The organism is Paenibacillus sp. B-A-8, assembly GCF_048572915.1.
In the GTDB taxonomy this organism is placed as follows: Bacteria; Bacillota; Bacilli; order Paenibacillales; family Paenibacillaceae; genus Paenibacillus_AQ.
In genome coordinates, this window is the sequence record NZ_CP183882.1 from 4977552 (window position 1) to 5003947 (window position 26396).

Sequence of the window (26396 nt, forward strand, 5' to 3'; positions counted from 1 at the left end):
GTATGCTCCCCTTCCTTAGTCCTGATTCTCCGATTTCGGAAGCTTGACTGTTACTAGCGTTCCGCCTTCTGTACGAGGGGTATAGCTGATGCCATAATCAGAGCCAAAATGTAAATGAATACGCTGGTTAATATTACGGATACCATAACCGCTGGTAGGATTCGGACTGTCATCATTCAATACAGCTTCAATGGCTTCATAATCAACAGACTTATATCCGTTATCTTCAATAGAGATCCTAACGGTTTCGTCCTCACAAACTGCAGTGATGGTGATCTCACCATCCTCGCCCATATTTTTGACCCCATGAATAATAGCATTTTCTATTAATGGCTGCAGCGTAATTTTAGGAATTAGGTTGCTTTTCGTATTTGGGTGAATATCCATCACAACTCGAAATACGTAATCATAGCGGTGCTGCTGCAGCTTGATATAAGCCGTTGCATGCTCCAGCTCTTCTTCAAGGGTAATCAGCTCCCTTCCCCGACTAAGACTGATCTTCATAAGTTTGGACAATTCCTTGATCATCTCGGCGGATTCGACATTCCCTTCTAATGAGCTTTTCCAATAAATGCTCTCTAGGGTGTTATAAAGTAAATGGGGGTTGATCTGTTGATATAGCAGTTGAAGCTGTGATTCCTTCTGTTTAAGCTCCATCTGGTATTTATATGTGATTAATCCGTTAAGCCTGCGGGCCATGTCATAGGTAGAAGCAATCAGCACACTGACCTCATCATTACTCCCCCTCCGCGGCGTCTCTGGAACACGATTACCCGGCTCGTATTTTCGCACGAAAAAAGCCAGCTTTTGCAAAGGAGTCATTAATGAACGCCAGAAGTACGTTATCATAATCAGTCCAAATACTGCATAAGCCACGGTGATATATTGAATAACACTTTTCATTTCGTTCTGTTGTTGCAATAGCGCCTTTACTGGAACTTTGTAGACCAGCTTTTGACCAAGCGCATGGTTATTGTTAACCACATAGATAAAATCGGAGGTAATCACATCTACTGTACCTTCCAAATCCTCAGCAACCACCGTCTCCGGCAACGCAATTACTTCTCCAGTATTATTCGTAGTGGAAGCAAGAACACGGTTATTCAAGTCTGTTAAGTAAATTTCTCCGTCAGGCAAAGAGATTGATTTGAGGGATTCTCCAATTTTAGAGTCCATTTTGGTGATGACCAAAACGCCAATCGTCTCCGCTTTTCTGGAAATGTTGTTTACAGCTCTCATGTAAGTTAGTGTTTTTAAATTCTCTGCTTGCGCGCTTAGCCTCTCCGTGAACTTCAGTGAGCCGCGTCCCTTCTTCTGAACAACCTCTTCAAACCAGTATGGCTCTTCGGCTTTGGAAAAGAAATAAACGCCCGCCTTCTTAACCTGTGGGAAATTGGGGGCGAAAAAGTAATAATCATTCGGATCGTATATATAAAGGGAGTAATAAATACCATCCCCCCGTTCAGCACCCTGGGAGTAACTGACCAACAACTTCTCTATCGTCTCATACCGTTTGACTCTCTCCAGTATGGTATCCGAGCCAGTCATATTAATTTGCTGAATCAGAGGATTCTGTATCACGGTGGTAGTGATTTTATTTACTGTGTCGATATCCCGATTAATAATCGTAAAGTTCTGCTTGTTCAATTCCACATAAGCATTCGTAACATGGCGCTTCAGTATTTGCTCCGCCTTCATATTCCCATATATGTTCAAAAAGAGGATCGGAGAAATCATAATCAGAAATAGCAGGATGAGCTGCTGCTTGACGTTCAGCTTTCGAATCAATCTAATCAGCCTAGACAACACTATAGTCACACCTCCGGGTTAAATAACTATATCAAAGGGATAAACGCTTACATATGTTCATTTTAAAGTTTTTTATGGTCATTTGTATGTAGTTTTTTTCTGTTGTGCGGATTATAAGAGCATGGTGATATAGACGTCACTGCGTGGAGCGTTTGGGCTTACGATCGCTGTTATCCTCAGATTCCCTGATTTTATACCGCTTTGCGGTAGAAATCCGAGGATAAAGGCGACCACTTCGTTTCTCCAGCTCCAAACCTCCACTCCGCAACTTCATCACCGAGATTCTTAAAAACCGAAAACAGAAAAAGTGAGGGCGCGCAGGGACCACTGCGTGGGGCTTTGGGACCCGATACTCCCTCTGAGCTTCTACCGAAATTCTGAACTTCTTGAGTCTTTTGAGTATAATAGCTTTCCAAGCTGCATCATCACGTTGAGCCATCGGATGCACGTTGGTTTTTTCGAGCAGCTGATCTTGTCAGCTGAATTCAGAGTGTGAGCGCAGGAATTCAGAATAAAGAAGAAAAAAAGACCGACCCCACAGTAGCGTCAACTACTTTGGAGTCGGTCCCCTGTTCAATTATCCTTAGTCTGTCAACAACTCATACAATCCTTTTACAACCATATCAGCTTCCTTCAACACTTCCGGCTTACCTATGCCCACTACCTTCATCCCTGCTGCCTTACCAGCTTGAACGCCTGCCTCCGCATCTTCAAACACGACACATTCGTCCGGCTGTAAGCCTAGCTCCTGACCAGCGATCAAGAACACCTCCGGGTCCGGCTTGGCAAGTGACACTTTGTTACCGTCAACTACAGCATCAAACAGATCCGTAATGTTCAGCTTATTCAAAATAAACTCTGCATTCTTACTAGCTGAACCTAACGCAATTCCAATCCCGCGCGTTCTCAGTCCAGTTAAGTATTCTTTGACCCCAGGAAGCAGTTCCGACTCCTCAAGCTTAGAGATGTACTCTACATATAGGCGATTCTTCTTCTCCGCCATCGCAAGCTTCTCCGCTTCTTCAAATTGTAGGCCGCCAACTTCCAGAAGAATATCGAGCGATCTCATCCGGCTCACGCCCTTAAGACGTTCGTTATCCTCTTCTGTAAATGTAAAGCCTAGCTCGTCAGCAAGACTCGCCCAAGCCAAATAATGATATTTGGCTGTGTCTACGATTACGCCATCCAGATCAAAGATGGCGCCTTTCATATTTTTCAACATGGATTTACTTCCTCTCCGCTGTTAGTTAATGTCTATACTGTTGTTTCGTCCAAGGTTAGCCGCAAGCTCTCACCTGCACCACAGGACTTTCCTACTCGCCCTTGTACCGAGAACACCAGAGTCCCGCTGTAGTCGGCTGCTGTGGTAACTGTAACTTCATCCTTGCTGATCCGCAGTTTAAAGGTATCTCCCCGAAGCGTAACCGGAAGCTCAACAGACTGCCAATGTTTAGGCAGAGAAGGTTTGATATGGACAGTTGCCCCATCGTAATCCAACCCTGCAAAACCAAGTACCGCAGCCATCCAAGCACCGCCGTTAGCGGCTGGGTGGGTACCACCGATATAGAGATCCCCTACATATTGTTTAGATTCTCCCGTAAGATCTACAGTAGCCGTGCGCATAAAATATGGATATCCCCAATCCGGCGAACCAATATCGGCAGCTACCAAAGCGTAGATACAAGGACTAAGACTTGACCCATGCTCGGTGCGCGGTTCGTAGAATTCCCAGTTCGCTTGTTTCACTTCCTTGGTGAAGGAATGTTTGAATAGATTTAACATCAATACGACATCCGCTTGCTTCAGTATGGTTGTAGTTGTGGCTAATCCATTACCGCCACCCAAATACTCATTTTTGTTAAGTACACGGGATTTCAATTCTGGCAGCTCGATATCCTCTAAGGTGAAGTAACGGTCGAATTGTTCGATGACAAGGCTGGCTGGGTCTGGCTGTGGAACATAGAAGCTATCCAGCATAGCTTTGAACTCTGTCAGAAACGGACCTTCACTAAACTCTGTAGACAGTTGGCTGTATACTTCCGGATACTTATCTTGCAGCAATTCTGCTGTACGCAAGGCAATCTCCAGTGTCTCCTTAACCAGAGCATTCGTAAAAGCATTATTGTTCACACGCTCATGATATTCGTCTGGACCTGTTACATCTAGAATCTCAAAGCGTTCTTTTACTGAATTATAGTAAGTATAAGAGTAGAAGAACCGGGCACATTCCCAGATCACTTCCGCCCCTCCGCTAGTCAACAGACTCTCGTCACCTGTAAATTGAACGTATTTCCAGATCCCGTGTACAACATCCCCACTGATATGAACCTGCTTATCGCGGAAATAAGTGCGCATTGGTCGACCGGTAAACACATCATTCACATTAAACAAAGTACAAGCATCGTCTCCTGTATCCTGACTTTCCCAAGCATAGAATGCTCCCAAAAAACCATATTCCGCGGCCTTCCGGCGAGCTCCGTCCAAGGTATGAATCCGGTACATCATCAGGTTGCGAGCAACCTTTGGATCCGTATGCAGGAAGAACGGCAGCATAAACATCTCTGTATCCCAGAATACGGCTCCTTTATAAACCTGACCCGATAAACCACGAGCCGGGATAGAAACCTTTTCCGAAACCGTAGGTGCAATAATTAACAGCTGATAAATACTGTATCTTAGAGCAAACTGGGCATCCTCATCGCCTTCGATAATGACATCGCTAAGTGACCATCTTTCTTCCCATTGCTGGCGATGAGCCTGTAATAACTCGTCATAACCGAGCGTTTCAGCAGCTTGGACAGACTTTACTGCTTCTGACTCCGGTGCACTAACATCAAGACCAGTATATACCGCAACGTACTTAAACCATTCATAGGTCTCACCCGCACGCGCTTCAAAAGAAATCCGGCGAATACTAGCGCCCTCATCCAGTTGCTGATCTCCAAAATTAAATACGGCTCTCTCCGCAACAACTACCGGAATGTTCAATTCTCCACTCGTGGAGGAATAAACGAGTACCTCGTCCTGTGACTGTACCTTTTGACCAAAGAGGTGGGGACCATTGATATCCCATACATCTACGTCAATCCCGGTCTCAATCACAATTTGGCAATCTTGTGTACTATGGATAGAGTGTTTACTAATGAGCAGATGAAGATTGTCCTGGCTTACAAAACGATCTGCTGTGAACGTCAACGTTCCTCCGTCAGATATATCATACTCAGTATTCCGATGATGAATCGCACTGCGGATATTCAGCTCCTGCATATGAGAGCTCGGTTCAAGCTCTAGCACACTTAAAGGCTGACCGTTACAGACAACCTTGGTCCATAATCCATTCGGAGCATTGACAGGTTCTCTCCACTTATTTCCCGCTTTGTCATATAGACCGGCTAAAGTTACGGCAACTAACTCAGTTTTACCGAATTCCTCCAGTGTGCCGCGATATCCCATATAGCCATTGCCTAACATATATTTGTTCCCGTTCGTCGTCACCAGTTGCTTGTCGAAATGACTATCCCTAACCGCCCAGCTCATCGGGCCAACATCCCTTCGCCTAGCGGAAGCGTCGTCCCGGAAGCATCCACTGTAATGGACTGGCCGTACACGATAATATCCGTGCTACCCCCATGAATTGCTGTGAGCGTTACTGAAGTTTTGTTTACCAAAATACGTAGTAATACCCCTTCGTACATCACTTGGAAACTATACTCGTTCCAGCGTTCAGGTAATGAAGGTTGGAAGGACAAACGCTCTCCATCTGAACGCATACCGCCAAAGCCATATACAATATTCATCCAAGCGGCTGCAATCGAAGTCGTGTGAAGCCCTTCACGTGTATTACGGTTGTAATTATCTAAATCCAGTCTTGTCGCAAATTCAAAGAACGAATAGGCTTCTTCCGGCTTACCGATTTCGCTTGCCAGTATGGAATGGATCGAAGGTGAAAGTGAAGATTCATGAATACATCTAGACTCGTAATATTCATAGTTGGCCAGCTTCGCTTCTTTAGAGAATTGTCCATTATATAAGAACATAAACATAAGGACATCCGGTTGCTTAATCATGTCATAACGATACAGACGATCATATGACCAGTTCGAATAGAGCGGAAACTCCGTTACAGGGATGGAATGAATATCAATATGCGGCATATCGAAGAATCCATCATGTTCTTCAAATACTCCTGTTACTTCGTCAACCGGAATTTTCATATGGTCTGCTTTATTTTTCCAATCGGTAAGCTCTTCGTCACGAAGCCCCGTCTTTTCTACAACCGTCGCAAAAGCCGTTGGTGCCTGTTCTTTCATTTCCCGCAGGGTATTCAGGGTGTATTCAAATGATTTTTGGGCCATCAGATTAATATAGCAGTTATTATTCACCATCAATTGGAACTCATCAGGACCCATTACGCCAAAATATCCATATTTCCCGCTTTGTTGACCCCATTGACCGCGTGTAGCGTAGAATCTACTAATCTGAACCAGCATCTCAGCGCCTTTACTGTGCAGGAATTCTTTATCGCCAGTATTTTTGACATAATGCCAGATACCATAGGAAATAGCAGTCCCTACATGAAGCTGAAGATTCGAATGCTGCCAAAGATCACAGCTCTCTGTTCCATCTATAGTAGCAATAGGGTAACATGCTCCCTCGCAATCAACATCTTTAGCACGTTGCATAGCCTGAGGTAACGTCTTATATCTAAAGTCCAGCAAGCTACGGGCGGCCTTAGGATTATTGAACATATAGAAAGGCAAGCAATACGATTCTGTATCCCAGAAAGCCAACCCACGATATACTTCTCCCGTCAGCCCTTTAGCGCCGATGTTGAACCCAGGATGATCACCATGATAAGTCTGATAAAGCTGGAAAATGCAAAAGCGAATGCCCTGCTGATTCTCAGGATCGCCCTCGATCCGAATATCACTTGTCTCCCAGATACCATTCCAATAGGCTGTCTGATCCGCGAAAATTTGAGTGTCTTTCAGTTGACTCGCACTTTCAGCAAGAGCTAGCCCTTTGCTCCACAGCTCTTCAGCTGTATGTGCAGATTCACTATCTGAATAGTTGATAACCAGCTTTGTAAAATGAGTCGATTCTCCTTGAGCAAGCTCCAAAGTAAAGCTTTGCCCTATAAATTTTTCATGTTCAGTTCGGGTAAGCTGAAGCGGCTGCGAAGATTGTAAAGTAAAGCTGGAGAATAGCTTGTTAGCTGTGTTCACTGTTCTCGCCATAATAGCAGTGGTAGCTCCTTGTTCTCCGCTGCGGAGACTACTCCACATACATTCGCCGCGTTCCTCATGAATAATGCTGAAATCAAGACCCGCACAAATGTCTACGCTGCCCGAGAAATTAAGGGGCTCAAATTCCACCCGCTGTAGCCCCAGATGAGACATCGTCATGCTGACTAAGCGTGTAAAGACAACTTTTAAGCTTTTGCCATCATTTAGGTGCCAGATCAGCTCCCGCCGGTAGGTTCCACTACGAAGATCAAGTTTACGTACATAATCCGATATTTTACTTTTTGCCAGATCCAGCTGTTCACCATTCATAGTGATCCGCGTATACAGCCAGTCCGCCGCATTCACCATGTATCTCAGCGAGCGAATGATTCCTTTATAATGATTGCCAATGTCCAATTGTTCATTTAACCCGTTGAAATAACTGCCTTGCAGGGAATCCCCAGAGTAACCTTCCTCAGCATACCCCCGCACACCCATATACTCATTTCCTAGCGAAAAAATAGATTCCGAGGTCCGATTTCGTTCTGGATCAAAGCCCTCTTCAATAATTGCCCAAGGATCTACCTTAAGATATTTGTCAGCCACTTTAGCCATGTATGATTTCCCCTTCTCCTGGTTTTTGCTCCATTCTCAGGATATCGTTCCATACCCGTTGCGCCAATGTCTGACCTTAATGAAGATGTGTGCGTTTATACGGAGTTGAAATCGAACGGATTTCTATATCATGAATTTTTGCAGTATAATATGTAGAATCTAATAAGAACGCCAAAAAAACAGCGACAGACCCATTATTTGAGAATAATGGATTGCCACTGCTGATATATAAAGAACATATACTTCTTACTCCTTTTTAGTTAAAAATCATATTACATCTAGCACTTTTGAAGTGAAAATAATCACAATGTTGAAAATTCGACACTTTTAAATGGTTTTTCTTACCCAAATTGAAGATTAAAGAGGTATAATTAATTTAAAATTTACTGAAAAACTGAGGGAATAAAGGGGATGTCGATTATGCTAAAAGAACATTACAATGTCATCGAAGCCCACGGAAATACAAACTGTTTCTCCGAACAGAATTTCAACAGACTTCTTGTTACTATGAAAGAGCGCGTTGTTCCAGAGGGTTCACATCTTTTCTGGGAAGGCGACTACTCGGATAAATTGTTTTATATCAAACGTGGACGTGTGAAATTAACTAAATCAACGGATGAAGGTAAAGAACTTATTCTTTATATGTACCAAGCTGGCGATATGGTAGGTCAAGCGGACCCATTCTTCAGCACCAAGCACAGCTTTACTGCAGAAGTGATTGAAGAGAGTGAAGTTGGCGTTATCGAGCAAAAGGATCTAGAAATTCTCATTTGCCAACATTGTGATTTTGCTATCGACTTTATGAAATGGATGGGCATTCATCACCGCCTAACTCAAACGAAATTCCGTGATCTGATGATGTATGGCAAACCAGGCGCACTTTGCTCTACTCTCATTCGACTTGGTAATACTTATGGTGAGAAGAGCAGCGATGGTGAGAACATCCTCATCAACAAAAAAATTACGCATACAGATCTGTCCAACATGATCGGCGCCACTCGTGAGAGTGTAAACCGGATGCTGAGTGACTTGCGTAAAAAGGATGCGGTTGAGTACGAAAACGGCATGATTGTCATCAAGGATCTTGGTATGCTGCAGGAAATTTGCCACTGCGAAATGTGTCCAAACGAGATCTGCCGAATTTAATTCCATTATCATATACCCTCTATTCACCTCAATGAAACTTATATGACCCAATTATTCTGCACATTATAAAATAGAGTGGTCCAAGGCGCCTAACATAGGCGTCTTTTTTTATACCACAAGACAAGCAAAAACGCCTTCGGCGTCCCTAATGGACGGTAAGCGTTTATGCGAGAAATATAAGGATAATTTATAGCGTGAAACTTATACTTTCTTATATTTAGAAAAAGAGCTGGACCCGAAATTGGGTCAGCCCTATAACCATAAATATTCTCTTAACGTTTAGTCTGAGTACTTCGCACGGGAGAAATCATCCAATAGGCCATACCAACAAATACGCCACCGCCAATTATATTTCCTAGTGTAACGGGTATCATATTGTGTATCCATCCGGCAATCGTAACGGTGTCTGGGTGATTCGGGAGCAACACCGCAACGCTTAGTAGGGTCATATTAGCCACGCTGTGTTCATAACCACTCGCAATAAAGGCGAACAAGCACCACCAGATCAGAACCAGTTTGGCTGTTTCACTTTTAGCGCGTGAAGCCATCCATAGCGCTAGACAGACCAGCCAGTTACAGAGAATCCCGCGGAAAAAGAGCTCCGAAAACGGAAGGCTCATTTTCTTAGCTGCAGCTGCGAAGATCAGATGCTCTGGGGGCGCAGCATTGAATAGTCCAGTTCCTCGAATTAATAGTGCTAAAATCACTGCCCCTGCCACATTCCCTACAAACACAAGCACCCAGTTCTTGATGGTATCCCAAATACTTGTTCTGCCAGCTAGTGTACTAACCGTAAAGAACATATTATTTCCGGTAAACAGCTCTGAGCCTGCAAACACAACAAGAGTCAAGGCAATACCGAAAGATGCACCCATAATGAGAGGTTGGAAAGGTGATTTGGCAGCCGCTAGAGGCGCTCCCAGCGAGAAAATAAGAATAATCCCAATGCCTACATATGCCCCGGCCAAGAGGGCTGCGAGAAAATATCTTGGTAAACTTTCATTCATTTGGTCTCGCTTGCTGACTGCCGCCTCGACAATGTTCTCCACACTTTGTGTAAACATAATACTCCACCCCACCGTTTTCTATTTAATCCTTTACTACAACCTTCGGTGTCTACAAGCTCACTGTCACAATGTCTCCACTAAGGGAGACAGGATAAGTCACAACACTACCTTGATCCGGTGCTTGTACTTCACCCGTGCGGAGATCTATTTTCCAATCATACAGTGGATCATAAAGAAAGTGGCCCGAAACGATCCCTTCAGCAAGCGGACCCCCTTTGGGATGAGGGCTCCGATTCTCCAGCGCATAGATCGCTCCGTCAGAGGTACGAAATACAGCCAGCTCCACATTTTCAGCCACAACTACCCGGCCGATCTGTAACAGGAAATCCTTTACATTTCCTATCGTATATGTCTGTGTTGCCATTTTCATTGTTTTTCTCCCTTCTGTTTGTGTAATCTATCCGTTAAAGTCTTGTTTCTTCAAAAAGTGCAGCACGTGTGCTGTTATCATTCAGTATTTTTTTCCAAGGATCTGTGACCTGAGTTAAGGCAAAATCAATCCGCGCCGCAAGCTCTTTACGATTCTCTTCATTGTTGAGAATGACCGTTTGAATCTGTTCTAGCCCCATACGCTCAACCCACTCGGAGGTTCTCTCCAAATAATTTCCGGTTTCACGGTAGTATTGCATCACAGCCGAGCACACTTCAATTAACTCTTCATCGGTCTTCACCTTGCAGAAGGCGTCCGCTATTCGCGGTTTAATACCGCCGTTACCACCGATAAATACTTCCCAACCGCCATCATTACCGACGATACCGATATCCTTCGTGCAGGATTCTGCACAATTACGAGGACAACCGTTAACAGCCATTTTAAACTTCGCCGGAAAATCAAGACGCTCATACTTACGCTCCATAAGAGCGCCCATTCCCATCGAATCTTGTGTGCCAAAACGGCAGAACTGCGAGCCCACACAAGTCTTAACCGTACGAAGAGATTTGGCATAACCGTAACCTGAAGGCATATCCAGCTCTTCCCATACCTTAGGTAAATCCTCTTTTTTCACACCGATCAGATCCAGGCGTTGCCCGCCAGTCACCTTCACAACTTTCACATCATATTTAAGCGAGACATCGGCGATTTTCTTCAGATCCTCTGGTGTTGTTACCCCGCCGTACATGCGTGGTATTACAGTGTAGGTTCCATCCTTTTGAATATTGGCACCCATTCTTTCATTTACAAATCGGGATTCTTTCTCATCTTGATGAGTATCAGGGTTCATCATCCCTAGATAATAGTTAATCGCCGGACGACACTTGGAGCAGCCTTCCTCTTGTTTCCAACCGAGTACATTCATGACCTCTTTTGTTGTTTTAAGTCCTTTAGCTGTAATTTCAGCAACAATCTCATCACGGCTAAGCGTTGTACAGCCACAAATACCTTGCTTGGCAGCTTGCTGGAAACTGTCACCCAAGACAAATTGCAGGATTTGTTCTACTACGGGTTTGCAACCCCCACAAGAGCGAGTAGCGCCAGTGCAAGCTTTAATCTCATCCACAGTAGTAAAACCATGTTCGGTGACGGCATCTACGATCGCTTTTTTAGTTACACCGTTACAACCGCAGACAATTTCTTCGTCCGCCATCGTCTCTACGGAAGCACCCTTCTTAGCTCCCCCACCGCAGCATCCCGTTCCCATGACCTCTGTATAAATTTCATCGGTCATTACCGCGCCTTGTTTTACTAGCTTTTGCAGATTCGCGGACTCCGTCACATCACCGAACAAGACCGCACCGACAATTACATTATTTTTGAGCAAAATTTTCTTATAGGTTCTCTTCCATTCATCTTTGCTTGAGATCACCGTGTGTTCAGGAGAATCCAAAAACTCACCTGCAGAAAATACATCCACCCCAGATATTTTAAGCTTCGTGGAAACAATGGAACCTTCATAAGGCTTCGTTTCACTACCACATAAATGTTTAGCTAGAACCATGCCTTGCTCAAATAGCGGGGCCACCAGTCCGTAACACACTCCACGATGCTCGGCACATTCGCCGATGGAATATACGTTCTGCATGGAGGTTTGCAGATAATCATCCACTACGATCCCACGATTTACGGAGATTCCGCTTTCTTTTGCCAACGTTACATTCGGTTTAATTCCGACGGCCATTACCACAAAATCTGCAGCAAGCGTACTGTCATCACTGAACCGCAATCCACTTACTCTCTGTTCCCCGGTCAATTCTACCGTTTGTTTGCCCATAGCAAATTTCACACCTTGACGCTCTAGCTCAGCTTGCAGCATCGAGGAGGCATTCCGATCAAGCTGGCGCTCCATCAGGTCTTCCATTAAATGAACTACAGTAACGTCCATACCTAGGTTCACAAGACCTTTTGCTGCTTCCAGCCCAAGCAATCCCCCGCCGATTACAGCCGCTTTACTATATTGTTTGGCCGCTGCCAGCATCGCATCACAGTCGGAAATATCTCGAAACCCAACCACGCCCTCTTTATCACTGCCAGGCACAGGTAAAATAAAAGAATTCGAGCCTGTCGCAATAATTACTTTGTCGTATGGCACTGACAACCCGTTATCTGCAACAACTTGTTTGGACTCTTCATCAATTCGTGTCACTGTAGTACCCGTGTGCAGGGTAATATTATTGTCTTCATACCAATTCCAGTCGTTTAGGATGATATCATTAAGGGTTTTGCTACCTTCAAGAACATAAGACAACATGATCCGATTGTAATTGGGATGAGGTTCACTTCCAAAGACCGTGATGTCATAAGCTCCACCCAGCTTCAAAATCTGCTCTATCGTACCTATGCCCGCCATACCGTTGCCTACTAACACTAATTTTTCTCTCTTCGCTGTCATGGTTAGGTGCCTCCTCAAGCTTATGAGTACATGCTCAATTTCTCTTCTACATATTGGAATTATACGGTTCAAATTCAAGTCGTCATTGTGATTGCGGTCACTTTAATTGTGAATGTTTTCACACTTTAGTTCGCTAATGATTGTTAGGTATTTTCAAACATAAAAAGCCAGACCAACGATTCTGAAGAACCGTTAATCTGGCTTTGATGTACTATTTTTAGCGTAAAGTTAATAGAATCTCTAAGACATCATGAGGCATAAGCTTCATATCCATCCCATTATCGAGCAGTAGCTTTCCGTTCACCTTCAGCTTCCAGACTTCATTACTTAGCGGGGTATAATCATTAACAGAAAGCACGCTTCTACTACCATCATCCATCTGCACCATATCGCAGCTCTTTAGCAATTCTCTTACAGTTAAATCCTCTTTAAATAACATAATATATGAATGCTGCAAATCTACTTCTACACTTCCGCCGTTCAAAATCAGCATTACAGTTTGAAGTGGTTCTTGATGGTCCTTAGATTTCGCTGTGAAGACTAGCTGTGAATCATATCCTACAACATTATTCCAATCCGCTTTCCCAATGATTTGACCGTCCATCTGAAGCTCCCAAACCATTCCCGACTCTAGTGAAATATCCTTTACCGAAAGAATACTTGAGTTATCCTCAGCAAATGTGGCAATATTACTACCTTTCAGTAACTCCATTATTGATATTCCATTTCTGTAGCTCCCACTGAGTGACCTGTCCGATGGTTTGGTAAGCAGTTCTTGATCACCAATCTTAATCGATATCATCGGCCCCTCAGATCCTGCTGCACCATTATTATCATTACTATTAGCATCAGTCTGAGTGGAGCATCCATTTATTATGAATACGATGATTAAGCCTAGCATCAACTTCCACAAATTTCGCGTGGGCATCCTGGCACCGCCTTATCCCGCCTAATGACCCTATAGCGTCTCAGGCTTGTAAAGTTATGTATACTATCTATTTAAGAATAACTTAAACAAGCCTTGTTCTCAAATAAGTAAAAATTCTAGATTCCCTAGAATAGAGTTCTTCTCGAAAATCACGTTTAAGCATCCTTCCACAACTGGCCAACCTGCCTTCAATTAATCTTAACCATATTTTTCAGGATCATTTCATCTACCTTTTTCAACGGAGGTATCCTCATTGCTATGCATTGTATAATTTCCCAATAAAAAAAGCCCCCTAAGGGACTCTTTAGAGCTCTATTCGTCTTCACTGGTATCTAGGGAACAATATATTATTCTCCAGATGTACATGTTCAAAAGTCATACTCTCCAGCTCTTCCAGCCGAGCATATGTCAATCGATAGGTCGTACAAGCATGCGCCGGTGGAGTGAAATCATCTGTAACACTACGTATTTTTCTCAAAATATCGCCCGCACCATCATGCTCATTCTCCAGCTCAGACAATGACTCGCGGATTGCTGTCAAGCCTTCTTCAGTAGGATTAGCATCGTACGTCAACAGCTTAGGAAACTCATCTTCTTCTTCTTTAGCCGTATGCGTAAGTAGTTCTTCCTTTAGTGTGTTAAACAAGTCATATAACTCAGCCAGATGAGGAGAATCGCCACCATGCACTCGATACACCTTAGTTACATTTTGGCTAATGAGGGGTAGCTCTTCACGGAGATAACGGTGATGTTTGTTTATGATATGGTCAATTAACTCTTCAGAAGGTGCAGTATTCCAAGCGATTTCCTCTCCGGGTACTGGATACTCTTCGAACAGCTTGTTAAGATCACTGATGATTAGCTCTTGATCCAGACCACGTTCAGCCGCTGCTTCAGCAAGAGGTTTAGCTCCACCGCAACAGAAATCAATCCGTTTTGCCTTGAAATAATCTGCCGCTTTAGGGAACTGCAATACAATATCTCTAACTAGTGCATCTGGGGTAAATCCAGCTTGTACCGATTGTACTTGCTTCGAATCCGAAATACTATCATTAAGTTGTTTAGTTTCCATTATAGCTCCTCCTTGGGTTATGGGATTAGGTTTTGAATAAATCTTATCCACTTCTTCACCTTAACCCTGAAAGGAACTTTGACTTGTGATTGTACGCACGGAAATTGTATCTTATTTTTGAACGAAATTGGAGATTAATGCACATGCAAAATAAACGCAAAAAAAGCACCTTTACCTACAAAGGTGCTTGTTCAACTCTCTTTATTGCACATAAGCCTGCATATACGTCCGCTGTCCCTTTGAATCCTTCAAATAAGGTCCCAACCCGGCAAAACGCGAGTGATCCATATAGACACCGGTCATCCATCTGCCTTCCGTCAACCCCCCATTCCATTTAAGGACAAGATCAGGCGCGGAAATCCATTCCTGAAAGACTCGTATATTCTGATCTTTGTATTCTTTACATGGCTTAGACCGCTCAATAAGGTGAAACTCATTAAGATATGTTGGAACGAAATAAGAGGATATCGTATGCAAATCATCATCGTCAAAAAAAGGCTCATCGCCTAAAAAGGGCTTGAATAATACGGTGTTCTCGTACATGGACCAAATTACTGCTTGCAGCACCATGCTCTGGCGAATGCCGTTATGAAACTTATATTGTCGCTCATGATTCACCGCATTTTCCTCTTCGAGAGGTTCCGTCGACTCCAGACAGTGCCGTTCACAGCCAATACATTTCCAGCCGGTCGGACTCTGAATCCATTTTTGAAAAATAGTTCCGCTATCATTGTTCCCTTTGTAGAGTGAAGAGATAATGCTGTAAGGCACGCCAATCCACGCATCCCATAAGGAATCAGGAAGATGGCTATGCAGCATGAACAACGTCTTGTCATAGATGAGCTGTACTTTGATAGAAGCATTCTCTAGCTCAGCAACATCCTTTTTTCCATACGTTATTTCCCGGGAAAACAGGGTCGTCTTCGTCTTCATCTCCCTCGCCTCCTAATAGTTTTGCTATGCCTGTACTCCATCTGAGTAGTTTTGAGCAAAAACCAAATACGCGAGCGCTTCCATTCAAGGATCATACAATGTTTTTCTATTATATTACAATTATTTTTAAACTGTGCAAGTTTTTTTCAAGCATAAAGGATTGGAACAAAACTGTCACTGTCTAATATTTAGAAATTGAAAAGCCCTTTTTCCACCATTTCGGAAAAAGGGCCACAACATTACTGTGAATTTTAGTCTACCCAGCTCTCAGCCCAAGACTGAATTTGCTGCATAACAGGCTGCAATGCACGGCCTTTATCTGTTAATTCATACTCAATACGTACGGGTGTCTCTGGGTATACATGCCTAACCAGTATACCCTCACCTTCCAAATCCTTCATCCGCTCGGACAGCATCTTATCGCTCATTGAAGGAATGAGGCCGGAGATATCTTTAAACCGCTTCGGTCCACTCATCAATGTCTGAATAATAAGTCCATTCCAACGTTTGCCTAAGAAAGAGAAGGCTGTTTCAAATCTGGGACACATCGCAAATTGATGTTCTTCCATTGTTCTCACCTCTCACTAGCGAAACTTACTATTAGTTAGTATATATAATATTAACACATTTTAACCTTGATGAACATCGTTTACCAAAAAAAGTTCATCTGACTCTATTATTATATCCCCAATGTCAATCCCCCACAGGTCCTTTAGATCCACGCCCGGCAATCGCTTCGGTTACGATTTGTGCCAAGTCGTCATTTCCAAATAACGAAAGCACACCCAGGACTGTATCATCAGAAATGTCCCCTGCTTCCTCCGCAGAAACCGTGAGGGAAAGCGCATGACGCAAAGCTTCATTCCCTTCTTGCTGCGGATAGGCCTGCAAATAAAGCGCATGCGGATCGAGGCCTTGATTGACGCACCACTGAGCAAAGACAAGGATCATCATCTCTTCTTCGCGCTTATAGCTTTCGATGATCTGTTCCTCCACTAATTTACGGTTATCCTCCATATATTCTTCTCCTTTCTCGGAGACCTCATTCAGCAAGCTGTGCCGCCAGCATATGACTAGGCAGTACCGCTGAAGCAGCAATGCTGCATTGCTCCGGTGTATTTATATTGCTAAGAAAATCGTTCACCACTCCACTAAAACCTCTTCTATCCAGCACAGTATCCCGGCTTCCAAAGCTTTGAATTTGCGGCTTGGCATCCTTTTTATAAAGAACAGCCTTGTCCAGATCCACCACTTCCACTGATCTGCCATATCCATGTAGCTCAAGCTTCTCCACATCCACGCCAGCTTCACGAATCATACTGTACATCCCTACTGCGCCATGTTTCCAGCTGAGCATTCCAGATGCCTGTAGAAGACGACCTGCTTCATTAGATTGAAGATGATTACGAAGCCGTTCATAATGATCTCCACACAACCACAACAGCAAATCAAGCATATGGATCAAATCATCATGCACAGTTTCGCGGCTGGTACCCGTCTGTAGCTTCGTTCGATGTTTTATCGCACTACAATGGCTAATCCCACCGACTTCCTCAAGCCATTGCTTAGCGGTAACATACATAGGGGCAAAACGGCGATTAAAGCCCACTCCTAGCAAAAGCCCTTTATCTTGTGCTAACTCCGCCATCCTTCTGGACTCTTCAAAATCATAGGACAGCGGCTTATCTACATATACCGAAATCCCATGTTCGAGACATTTTGTTACTATATCATAATGTGTAGTCGTTGGGCTATGTACAAATACTGCATCCAGATCCCAAGAAAACAGCTCATCCAGATTCGTCGTACCTTTAGGAAAACGGTAAGTTTGAACGGCCTGCTCCACCGTTGTCGGTGAATGACTAAGAACACCAACTACCTCCGCATGTTCATGCTGAGAGAGCAGTGGCAAATATACTTTGCGGGCGATATTGCCGATTCCTATTATGGCGACTCTTTTACGTTCAGATGCAATCATTGATCTTCCCCCTCTCAATACTTCAATAACTCGTTCATTCTCTCTTTGTTCTCTACAAATGCTATTATACCTGCTTCTCATTCTCTGACAATTGATCTTTACTTCAATATTTACTTCTTTTCCCTTATGATGAGATGAATGAGTGGAAGAAGGGGCATATTATCTATGAAGAAATGGTTCTCGATTATTCTTTATGTTTCGGCCACAATCCTTGCGTTTATCTACAGATATGACATCCTAAGCTGGATGAAAGAGGATCATAATCTTTTCAGTTCCATAGGGATTGCAACTTTACTGGCTTTGTTTCCAGTTGTACCTTACAAAGCTGTCATCGGGTTCTTCGGTTATGCTTACGGGAGTTTAGCGGGTGCTATAATCTGCTGGCTGGCTACAAATCTTGCTGCGGCAATCCTTTTTGGCGTTGTAAAATACTTATTTCAAAGCCAGGCAAGAGCTTACTTAGCCTCCATACCCGCGCTCGAAAAGTTCACAGCCGGCATAGAACGACGGCCTTTCGCTTCAATTGTCCTTGCTCGTCTCGTGCCGATCATTCCCCAAACAGCGGTCAACATCTACGCCGGAGCCGCTGGTCTGCCTTTTTGGAGCTATATTGCAGCTTCTGGCATAGGAAAAATACCGGGGATTGCCTTATACGCCTTTCTCGGAGATCATCTGCTGCAGAATCCCGGAAGTGCAATTACAGCCATCATTGTGTATGCCGCAGTACTGATTATTGCTGGACTGAGTTTGCGTCCCCGCTCTCAAGAAGTGAAGAATCATCGTTAGTGAAGAACTATTTGCTCGCAAACTGGCAGGCAGTTAGTATTTGCTTTATAATTAAATTGTGATCTATTTAATTGCATTATGTGAAATGGAGGGATATCAATGAGTGAACATCAGACTAACCATATAAATACCAAGACAGAAAAAGCAACCTTTGCAGGCGGATGCTTCTGGTGCATGGTCTCGCCGTTCGAAGAATTGCCAGGTATCATTAGTGTCGTCTCTGGCTATACCGGCGGTCATACTGTAAACCCAACCTATGAAGAGGTTTGTTCGGAAACGACAGGACATGTTGAAGCTGTACAAATTACGTTCAACCCAGATATTTTCCCTTATAGCAAGTTACTTGAGCTGTTCTGGCAGCAAATTGACCCTACCGACGCAGGTGGACAATTCCATGATCGCGGGACTTCTTACGGAACAGCGATCTTTACCCATTCGGAGGAACAAAAACAACAAGCAGAAGCTTCCAAGGCAGCTCTGCAAGCAAGCGGTCGGTTCTCTAGTCCGATCGTAACCCCGATTCTCCCGGCAACCACCTTCTATCCTGCCGAAGAATATCATCAGGGTTATCATCGTAAGAATCCAGGCCACTACAAACGTTACCGTAAAGGTTCCGGCCGAGAAGATTTTATCGAAACTCACTGGACACATAAAGAGGACAAACAAAGCTTGAAAGAACGTCTAACACCACTTCAATATGAAGTCACTCAGAATAGTGCAACAGAATCACCTTTTCGGAATGATTTCTGGGATCACCATGGTGATGGCATTTATGTAGATATCGTATCTGGTGAGCCGTTATTCAGCTCGCAGGATAAATACGATTCCGGTTGCGGCTGGCCAAGTTTTACCCGTCCGATCAGGGACTACGCTGTGAAGGAAAAGACAGACCTCAGTCATTTGATGGTTCGCACAGAAGTACGCAGCAAAGTAGCAGACTCTCACCTAGGTCATGTCTTCGACGATGGTCCCGGAGAAAACGGGCTACGCTACTGTATAAATTCAGCAGCATTGCGATTTGTACCTAAAGAGGATCTAGAGAAAGAAGGTTATGGAGAGTATCGCGTGCTCTTCCAGTCTGCCTAATTTTCAATCTTCTGCACAAAAGAAAAAATATCGTCCTTTTATTAGAAAAGCCCTCAATCCATGTAATGGGACTGACCCCATAACGTGAGACAAATCAAAACACCTTCAAGAGAATGGAACCTTGTCGTAAGATAAGGAGATCATCTTGGAGGTGTTTTTGCATTGGCAACCAGAGTAAGTTATCCCGTGGAAATAAAGATGAAAGCTATAGAAATGAGATTAGCAGGAGTACCTGTGAAAGAGGTTATGGAGCAGCTCGGAATACGGAATAAGACACAGCTAAAGACATGGATGAGATGGAATCGAAATGGTGAACGACATCGTTTGGAGCAGCCGGTGGGTAAACAGTACAGCTATGGCAAAGGTCCGGAGGACTCTTCGGAACTCGAAAAAGTAAAGGCAGAGAACCGATTCTTAAAACAACAATTAGATCTGCTAAAAAAGTACGAGGAGTTGGAGAGGAGGTGGAACCAGAGGCCGTTATTGCCTGGATTGAATCCATTCGAAACGAAGTGACGGTGTCTGAGGCTTGTAGATGGCTCGGAATCGCAAGAACGACTTACTACCGCTGGAAAGCAGCTGTGGGGACAAAGCATACAGACAAACTGGTGGAGAAAATCCGGGAGCTTTGCATCCGTCATAAATTCCGCTATGGGTACCGGAAAATCACGGCGCTCCTTCGGATAGAGCAGAGTATAAATCATAAGCGAGTCCAGCGGATCATGCAGTGTGAGGGGCTTCAGTGCCGCGTGAGGATGAAAAAACGAAAGGTGACTGGGCAATCTGTACACTCCTTTGAAAATCTGCTCAAGCGACAGTTTCATGCAGAAGCACCTCTGCAAAAACTCGTCACGGACATTACCTATTTGCCATTTGGCGGGAAGATGTTGTACTTCTCCAGCATTCTAGACTTGTACAATGGTGAGATTGTGGCTTACAGTATAGCAGATAAACAAGATACCTCTTTGGTGTTGGATACATTAAATCAACTTCCAAAGCAGAAAAAGATGTTGTTGCATAGCGACCAGGGCAGCGTGTATACGTCCTTTGCGTACCAGGAAGCTGTAAAAGGAAAAGGCATTACCATGAGCATGTCCCGTAAAGGAACGCCCGCTGATAATGCCCCCATTGAATCGTTTCATTCCACTCTAAAGTCTGAAACGTTCTACCTCGAAGATCTCACATCTACAACGACTGCAATCGTTGTAAAGACCATTCGAGACTACATCATTTACTATAACTCAATTCGAATTCAAGCGAAACTAAATAACCAGTCACCGATGGATTTCCGGCGACTGGCTACTTAAACTTGTAAGGTGTTTTGATCCCTGTCTCACAAACGGGGGTCAGTCCCAATACCTTGGATTGAGGGCTTTTTAATTTCATAGCGCCTACTCTTTCTCTGAGTCCTTATTAGCCTTCAGATCATCTTCTGAAGCTGCCTCCTTGATCTCTTTTGCCGCAGGAATGATTTGCTCTCTGTTCAGCTCCTTATTTCGTTGACGCATCCTCTCGGTCTGCTGCTCCCGACGCTCGCGAATATTTTTGCGGGAAACTAGAACGACAGCTAGGATAATGGCTACTCCAATTAGTATCGGTAACGCTCCTGCAAGGATAACGACAATCCACTGAAACATAACAGATAGTGCATTCAAGCTTCCTTTTAGAGCATCTGAAGCACGTTCCAGTAACGGTCCTTGCTCTTCCTTCTCTTTGACAGCAATGCTTTCATCCGTCTGATACACTCTCAGTTCTACTGTAGAGAATGATACATTCTGATTAATATATCTCATTCTACCTTTAATCTGCTCAATGTTTTCCTGAATCGAACCAAGCTCGTTCGCGAAGGCGACCAGATCCGTGGATTTCGTTGCTTTTTTCATAAACTCTGTATATTGTGCTTCCATTAACTGCTTGGCCTTCAAACGCGACTCCAGATCAACATACTCTTCAGAGACATCTTGTCCTTGAATGCTGCGCTGTAGAGATTCGTGTTTTACTTGTTCTAATTTATTCAGAAAAGGGGAGAATCCGGAGGCAGGCACCTTAAGGATAAACGTCCCACCTTGCTCGTACTGCGACATATTTTCATTAAACTCAATAATATATCCATTTGCCATGGTTACTAAATTACGTATTTCAGTCTGTGCTTTTCCATAGTCTTCTACTTCCATGTTAAGATTGGCTTTATAGATCAGCTTCTTGTTCAAGCCCGCTACTACATCACTACCAGTAAATCCTGCACTTGCTTGAACTGTATTGTCTGGTGTGGATCCCTTTACAGCCAAGTTCTCGCCGCCACCTGTTTCTGTCTCAGGAGCTGCCGCGGTACTCTGGTCCGCAGATGAGGCCATCGAGCTTTGCGTTTGTACCTCTGCTGCTGCATTGTTACTCATACTACCATTTTCTTTTGCCGAACTATCTGCCGCTGAATTCCTATCCGCTGAGCCACATCCCGCCAAGACCACCGCAAGAATTAATAAACATAAGTAATGCAGACCCCATTTACGCATTCTCATTCCTCCAAAAATGTAATAGATACCGCTTGCACGGATCATAATATCGTTACGGAATGTCTTGTTCTAAGCAGATCTCTTCCGTCACTCTATACTATGACGTTCCAAAACTTGGAAGGTTGCACTTAAAAATGGAATGAAAAACAGTTTCTTTTGAGTTATGCTCTCTAAACAGAACAAAAGCCGCATTTCTGCGACTCTTTTAGTTTAAAGCTATTATATTTCGTGCCAAAATCAACCTGGTTTAGAAGCACTTTGTTTAATGACATACACGCCATCTGGTAGCGATCCGCTTAATAATCTCGCCGTGTAAATATCAACATCATAACTATTAGTACTTACAAGAACTGAAGAACCCTGAACATTAACATAATTCTTCTCTGTGATTACACCAAATGAGTTATTCATAATAGGCGTGTATTCCATCCAAGCATAGTTGTACGGATTCACTGATGCAGTTGTCGTGTTACTGCCACCATAAGTATTGGACCATGATGAGCCACCTGTAATACCAGCACTTACAGCTGTTTGTTTTGCGGTTACACCAAAGCTTGTATTCGCAATATAGCCTTGAGATACTGAATAGCTAATGTTTAACAATGAATTTATAGAAGCACTGTTATATACAGGCTGAGAGATTCTTCTAGTCAAACCACTTCTAGTGACATAGGAGACATAACCATTTTGTTGATAGGAGTAGATCGTAGTTTGGTAAGCATCTCTAGGTGCAATAGCAGAGGCACTTGCAAAGGAAGAATCCGTTTTGAACAGAGGTACACTTGCCAACAGCCCCTCGTTAGCAGCCTCTACAGCTTGTCCTTGCGCAAGAATGTCATTGTACTCTTCTACTGAAATTTCTGACAATCCCATATCTGAGGCTTTATAGACTTTTATGATATCTGATTCACTATTTTGAGGAGCTTCGTCATTATGTAAACCTTCTGCACCTGCATAAAACGGTAAGCACAAAATGAACATTAGGGCAAAAGGGAATAATAAGAACTTTTTCAATATCTTTATCCTCCAATATTTCAGATTAGGATCGGCCGTTCTCCACTGAAAATATTAACAGAATATTTTTGTAATAATATAGATATTTAGGATTATTTTCTATTTTTAGACTTGTAAGCAAGAGATGTCTTTTGTGTTTTTTTATATTTATTTGTATAAGTTTGTCGTACTTCCGTTATTGATTAACCCATTTGCTTACATACGTTTTATTTGATACAATTACCACGTCTAATCAAACAGAAAATACCAAATACCCTCTATTCATAATGAATGAGGGCGCGGCATGGTTCTGTTCGGACAAGCTCCACCTTGCTGAACAGAGCAGTTCATTTCATGATGCTGTCTATCACACCAAGGGGAGGTGAACCCTCATGGCAAAAGACGTAATTTGCGAAGTTAACTCCTGCACCCACTGGGCAGAAGAGAACAAATGCAGTGCTGATTCTATCTTTGTAGCTTTCCACAGCTCCCAAGAACCTACACGTGCAGAAGAAACAGATTGTAAGACTTTCGAAAGCAAATAAGGTGATGATTTGAAGGGACCCTCCACGGTTCCTTCTTTTCTTTTCTCATTCTATCAAGAATGAGAATTATTATCAAGTGGCTGAAATAAAAAGCCAGGGAGAAGTTCCCCGGCTTAAATTTATTGTTTTACTCTTTCGCTATTAGGAGGCGGTAACTCCTGCCTTTTCTCTTGCAATAGCAGCTGCTCTTACCATGTTACGCAGTGCATCCTCTGTCTCCTGCCAGCCGCGTGTCTTAAGACCGCAATCCGGATTAATCCAGAACTGTTCTGGGTCCAGCACCCGCAAAGCACGATCAATATTAGCTGTCATTTCTTCTACAGCAGGAACACGTGGACTATGGATGTCATACACACCAAGACCGATTCCTTTATCATATTCCTGCTCCTCAAAGCTGATGATCAGTTCCCCATGGCTACGGGAAGTCTCAATAGAGATGACGTCCGCATCCATCGCTGAAATGGAGTCAATCATGTCATTAAATTCGCTATAGCACATGTGGGTATGAATTTGTGTCGTAGCCTTCACATGATTCGTAGCGATACGGAACGACTTCACCGCCCAATTCAAGTATGCCTCATGATCTTCAGCTTTCAAAGGAAGTCCTTCACGGATAGCAGGTTCATCTACTTGAATCATCTCTATGCCTGCATCCTCCAAAGCTTTCACTTCATGGCGGAGTGCTAAGGCAATTTGATTGGCTACTTCTTCCCGACTAAGATCATCACGTACGAAAGACCAATTGAGAATCGTAACCGGACCTGTCAACATGCCTTTAACAGGAAGGGAAGTTAAAGACTGAGCATAGACACTTTCTTTAACAGTCATTGGCTCAATAAAAGCTATATCCGCATAAATAACCGGCGGCTTAACGCAGCGGGATCCGTAGGATTGAACCCAGCCATTACTGGTAAATAAGTACCCGTCCAGCTTCTCCCCGAAAAATTCCACCATATCGGTTCTTTCGAACTCACCGTGCACGAGTACATCCAGACCCAGCTTTTCTTGGAAGGTGATTGCATCTGCAATCTGCTCACGAACGAACCCGTCATACCGCTCCTGATTCCATACACCTTTACGCCATCTCAACCTTGCCTGACGTACTTCTACGGTCTGTGGAAAGCTTCCGATCGTTGTCGTTGGCAGAAGTGGTAGCTGCCATTTCTCCCGCTGCACCTTGAGGCGCTCTGCAAAAGGCAGACTGCGTTGGTCTGGTAAATCTGCAAGTCCGAGAACTTGCTCTGCTACATCCTTACGGCCGCGCTCGGGAAGTGCACGGAAGGCTGCAAGAGCTTCGCGGCTGACTGTCAGCGCAGCAGTAGCTTCTCCAGTACCCTCTAAGGCTGCAGCAAGCAGGCCAAGCTCTTTAAGCTTCTCATCAGCAAAAGCTAATGCAGCCTTGACGGTTGCCTTCAGCTTCACCTCACCCTGAACAGTAACCGGAACATGCAGCAAACTGCAAGAAGGCTGTAGAATAAGACGATCAAGTGGTACATGTACACTCAGCTTCTCGATTAGCTGCAGCTTAGCATCCAGATCCGAGCGCCAGATGTTGCGTCCGTCAATAATACCCGCTCCCAGCCACTTATCCTCAGGCCAGCCAAGGCGCTCAATCGATGCCAGATTCGTTCCGCCATCATGGACAAAATCAAGACCTAAACCTTGTACCGGAAGCTTTAACAATGCCTCCAATGGTTCAGCAGCTTCAAAGTAAGTCTGCAGAATAATATTTAATCCAGGCACGGATTCAGCAATTTCTGTGTAAATCGAGTTAAGTAATGATAGTTCTGACTCATTTATTCCTGTAACAATCGCTGGTTCATCGATTTGTACCCAGCTTACTCCTTCTTGCTTCAGTTCCTGCAATAGCTGAACGTAAACCGGAAGAAACCGAGCGGCAATCTTCGCAATATCCGCAGATGCAAAACCTTTTGACAGCTTAAGGAAGGTATAAAGGCCTAAAACCACAGGTTTCCCCTCAATTCCCGCTTGGGACTTGGCGAAACGGTATGCTTCCAGTGGTTTATTCTCCGTCAGGCGCGGCGTTTGTGCACCGATCTCTGGAACGATATAGTGATAGTTCGTGTTGAACCATTTCGTCATCTCGCAGGCGGTAGCCTCAGCGTTCCCTCTAGCCATCGCAAAATAAAGATCAAGCCCAATGTCGCCACCATCATACGCATAACGCGGAGGTACGATCCCGAACATTACAGCCGTATCCAACACATGATCGTAGAATGTAAAATCATTTACCGGAATTAACTCAATGCCTGCCTCCTGCTGAGTCTTCAAATGCTGAAGTTGAATGCCTGCCATTTCAGTACGGAACTCTTCCTCATTTATTTTACCTGCCCAGAAGGCTTCCAACGTTTTCTTCCACTCGCGGTTTTTTCCGATTCTTGGATAGCCAAGATTACTTACTTTTACTTTGTTCGTCACTTTGCAGCTCCCCTTCTCCATCTTCTTATTTTGGCTTGAAACCATAACATCCCTATAAAAAAGAGCGCCCTTCCCTAAAAAAGTCAAAGGGAAAGACGCCCATAATATACCTATGGTTCACGTCTAACACCTTCCTATCCTCCGTAGGTGAAGCAGTGCTGTTGAAACAGGCAGGTCTCCTGGCTAGCGGTGTCAGCATCCTTAGCAGTCTTCCCAGCAGTAGTAAATTGCCAGTGACGTATATTGCTATGGACTCTTCCGTTACAGTGGCGGGACCGCATCGGCTTCGAACCGAATTTCCCTATTAAGCCTACCGAATTACTAATTCCCGGCAAGCACCTGTCTCCGATATTATCAAGCTAAAACGCCTTCGGCGTCCTTTTATGGACGGTAAGCGTTTATGCGAGAGATATAAGGGTAAAGTGAACTTTTA

General features: G+C 43.9%; 21 protein-coding genes and 1 riboswitch. Of the genes, 5 read left to right on the forward strand and 16 right to left on the reverse strand.

All coding sequences use genetic code 11. The annotated features are described in order from the left end of the window. Window positions 1-15 precede the first annotated feature (15 nt). The 4 genes from ACN6MV_RS22565 to ACN6MV_RS22580 form a co-directional block, all read right to left on the reverse strand. Entirely contained in the window at window positions 16-1809 is a 1794-nt protein-coding gene (locus ACN6MV_RS22565) for a cache domain-containing sensor histidine kinase (protein WP_375103523.1), read from the reverse strand. Between the two features lie 583 nt (window positions 1810-2392). Further along, window positions 2393-3031 (reverse strand): beta-phosphoglucomutase, encoded by a 639-nt coding sequence (gene pgmB, locus ACN6MV_RS22570; RefSeq protein ID WP_419884897.1) that lies wholly within the window; start codon window positions 3029-3031, stop codon window positions 2393-2395. 32 nt (window positions 3032-3063) lie between these two features. After that, window positions 3064-5346 carry a glycosyl hydrolase family 65 protein gene (locus tag ACN6MV_RS22575; protein ID WP_419884898.1) on the reverse strand — a complete coding sequence of 761 codons (2283 nt, stop codon included), beginning with the start codon at window positions 5344-5346 and terminating at the stop codon, window positions 3064-3066. Further along, a complete protein-coding gene (locus tag ACN6MV_RS22580; protein ID WP_419884899.1) occupies window positions 5343-7649 on the reverse strand; it encodes a glycoside hydrolase family 65 protein in 2307 nt (768 codons plus the stop codon). The genes ACN6MV_RS22575 and ACN6MV_RS22580 overlap by 4 nt, the downstream gene beginning before the upstream one ends. 420 nt (window positions 7650-8069) lie before the next feature. Here ACN6MV_RS22580 and ACN6MV_RS22585 point away from each other — a divergent pair, with 420 nt between their 5' ends. Next, a complete protein-coding gene (locus tag ACN6MV_RS22585; protein ID WP_042129903.1) occupies window positions 8070-8795 on the forward strand; it encodes a Crp/Fnr family transcriptional regulator in 726 nt (241 codons plus the stop codon). A 272-nt stretch (window positions 8796-9067) separates the two neighbouring features. Here the strand turns inward: ACN6MV_RS22585 and ACN6MV_RS22590 are convergent, their stop codons facing one another. The 9 genes from ACN6MV_RS22590 to ACN6MV_RS22630 all read right to left on the reverse strand — a co-directional run bounded on the left by ACN6MV_RS22590 (window position 9068) and on the right by ACN6MV_RS22630 (window position 17601). Continuing rightward, window positions 9068-9859: a formate/nitrite transporter family protein gene (locus ACN6MV_RS22590; RefSeq protein WP_419884900.1), complete on the reverse strand. Its 792-nt coding sequence runs from the start codon at window positions 9857-9859 to the stop codon at window positions 9068-9070. Between the two features lie 52 nt (window positions 9860-9911). Then, complete coding sequence (gene nirD / locus ACN6MV_RS22595; RefSeq protein ID WP_419884901.1) at window positions 9912-10232, reverse strand: nitrite reductase small subunit NirD; 321 nt, start codon at window positions 10230-10232, stop codon at window positions 9912-9914. A 34-nt stretch (window positions 10233-10266) separates the two neighbouring features. Further along, window positions 10267-12690 (reverse strand): nitrite reductase large subunit NirB, encoded by a 2424-nt coding sequence (gene nirB / locus ACN6MV_RS22600; RefSeq protein WP_419884902.1) that lies wholly within the window; start codon window positions 12688-12690, stop codon window positions 10267-10269. A 217-nt stretch (window positions 12691-12907) separates the two neighbouring features. Continuing rightward, complete coding sequence (locus ACN6MV_RS22605) at window positions 12908-13618, reverse strand: hypothetical protein (protein ID WP_419884903.1); 711 nt, start codon at window positions 13616-13618, stop codon at window positions 12908-12910. Between the two features lie 322 nt (window positions 13619-13940). Further along, the gene (ric, locus tag ACN6MV_RS22610) at window positions 13941-14690 is read right to left on the reverse strand and encodes an iron-sulfur cluster repair di-iron protein (protein WP_419884904.1); all 750 of its coding nucleotides are present in this window, start codon (window positions 14688-14690) and stop codon (window positions 13941-13943) included. 201 nt (window positions 14691-14891) lie between these two features. Next, window positions 14892-15623, reverse strand: coding sequence for a hypothetical protein (locus ACN6MV_RS22615; protein WP_076120655.1), 732 nt, complete (start codon window positions 15621-15623; stop codon window positions 14892-14894). 251 nt (window positions 15624-15874) lie between these two features. Further along, window positions 15875-16192, reverse strand: coding sequence for a winged helix-turn-helix transcriptional regulator (locus tag ACN6MV_RS22620; protein WP_042129916.1), 318 nt, complete (start codon window positions 16190-16192; stop codon window positions 15875-15877). 124 nt (window positions 16193-16316) lie between these two features. Next, window positions 16317-16640 carry a hypothetical protein gene (locus ACN6MV_RS22625; protein ID WP_042129919.1) on the reverse strand — a complete coding sequence of 108 codons (324 nt, stop codon included), beginning with the start codon at window positions 16638-16640 and terminating at the stop codon, window positions 16317-16319. Between the two features lie 25 nt (window positions 16641-16665). Continuing rightward, complete coding sequence (locus ACN6MV_RS22630) at window positions 16666-17601, reverse strand: Gfo/Idh/MocA family protein (RefSeq protein ID WP_419884905.1); 936 nt, start codon at window positions 17599-17601, stop codon at window positions 16666-16668. A 165-nt stretch (window positions 17602-17766) separates the two neighbouring features. Here ACN6MV_RS22630 and ACN6MV_RS22635 point away from each other — a divergent pair, with 165 nt between their 5' ends. The 3 genes from ACN6MV_RS22635 (at window position 17767) to ACN6MV_RS22645 (ending at window position 20780) form a co-directional block, all read left to right on the forward strand. Next, window positions 17767-18387 carry a TVP38/TMEM64 family protein gene (locus tag ACN6MV_RS22635; RefSeq protein ID WP_042129922.1) on the forward strand — a complete coding sequence of 207 codons (621 nt, stop codon included), beginning with the start codon at window positions 17767-17769 and terminating at the stop codon, window positions 18385-18387. 99 nt (window positions 18388-18486) lie between these two features. Continuing rightward, complete coding sequence (gene msrA / locus ACN6MV_RS22640; protein WP_419884906.1) at window positions 18487-19473, forward strand: peptide-methionine (S)-S-oxide reductase MsrA; 987 nt, start codon at window positions 18487-18489, stop codon at window positions 19471-19473. A gap of 162 nt (window positions 19474-19635) precedes the next feature. Then, window positions 19636-20780 (forward strand): IS3 family transposase gene (locus ACN6MV_RS22645; RefSeq protein ID WP_156114702.1). Its coding sequence is split into 2 segments (ribosomal slippage): window positions 19636-19924 and window positions 19924-20780, totalling 1146 coding nucleotides; the frame shifts between segments, so codons are not numbered across the junction. Between the two features lie 84 nt (window positions 20781-20864). Here the strand turns inward: ACN6MV_RS22645 and ACN6MV_RS22650 are convergent. Both ACN6MV_RS22650 and ACN6MV_RS22655 read right to left on the reverse strand, forming a co-directional pair. Continuing rightward, complete coding sequence (locus tag ACN6MV_RS22650) at window positions 20865-21986, reverse strand: DUF4349 domain-containing protein (RefSeq protein WP_419884907.1); 1122 nt, start codon at window positions 21984-21986, stop codon at window positions 20865-20867. A gap of 237 nt (window positions 21987-22223) precedes the next feature. After that, window positions 22224-23000 carry a hypothetical protein gene (locus ACN6MV_RS22655; RefSeq protein ID WP_419884908.1) on the reverse strand — a complete coding sequence of 259 codons (777 nt, stop codon included), beginning with the start codon at window positions 22998-23000 and terminating at the stop codon, window positions 22224-22226. Window positions 23001-23371: 371 nt separating this feature from the next. Here ACN6MV_RS22655 and ACN6MV_RS22660 point away from each other — a divergent pair, with 371 nt between their 5' ends. Next, a complete protein-coding gene (locus tag ACN6MV_RS22660; RefSeq protein ID WP_076120659.1) occupies window positions 23372-23524 on the forward strand; it encodes a DUF1540 domain-containing protein in 153 nt (50 codons plus the stop codon). Window positions 23525-23665: 141 nt separating this feature from the next. Here ACN6MV_RS22660 and metE read toward each other — a convergent pair whose 3' ends face one another. Further along, entirely contained in the window at window positions 23666-25984 is a 2319-nt protein-coding gene (gene metE / locus ACN6MV_RS22665; protein WP_419886795.1) for a 5-methyltetrahydropteroyltriglutamate--homocysteine S-methyltransferase, read from the reverse strand. A gap of 130 nt (window positions 25985-26114) precedes the next feature. Then, window positions 26115-26321: riboswitch (cobalamin riboswitch) on the reverse strand. Window positions 26322-26396 lie beyond the last annotated feature (75 nt).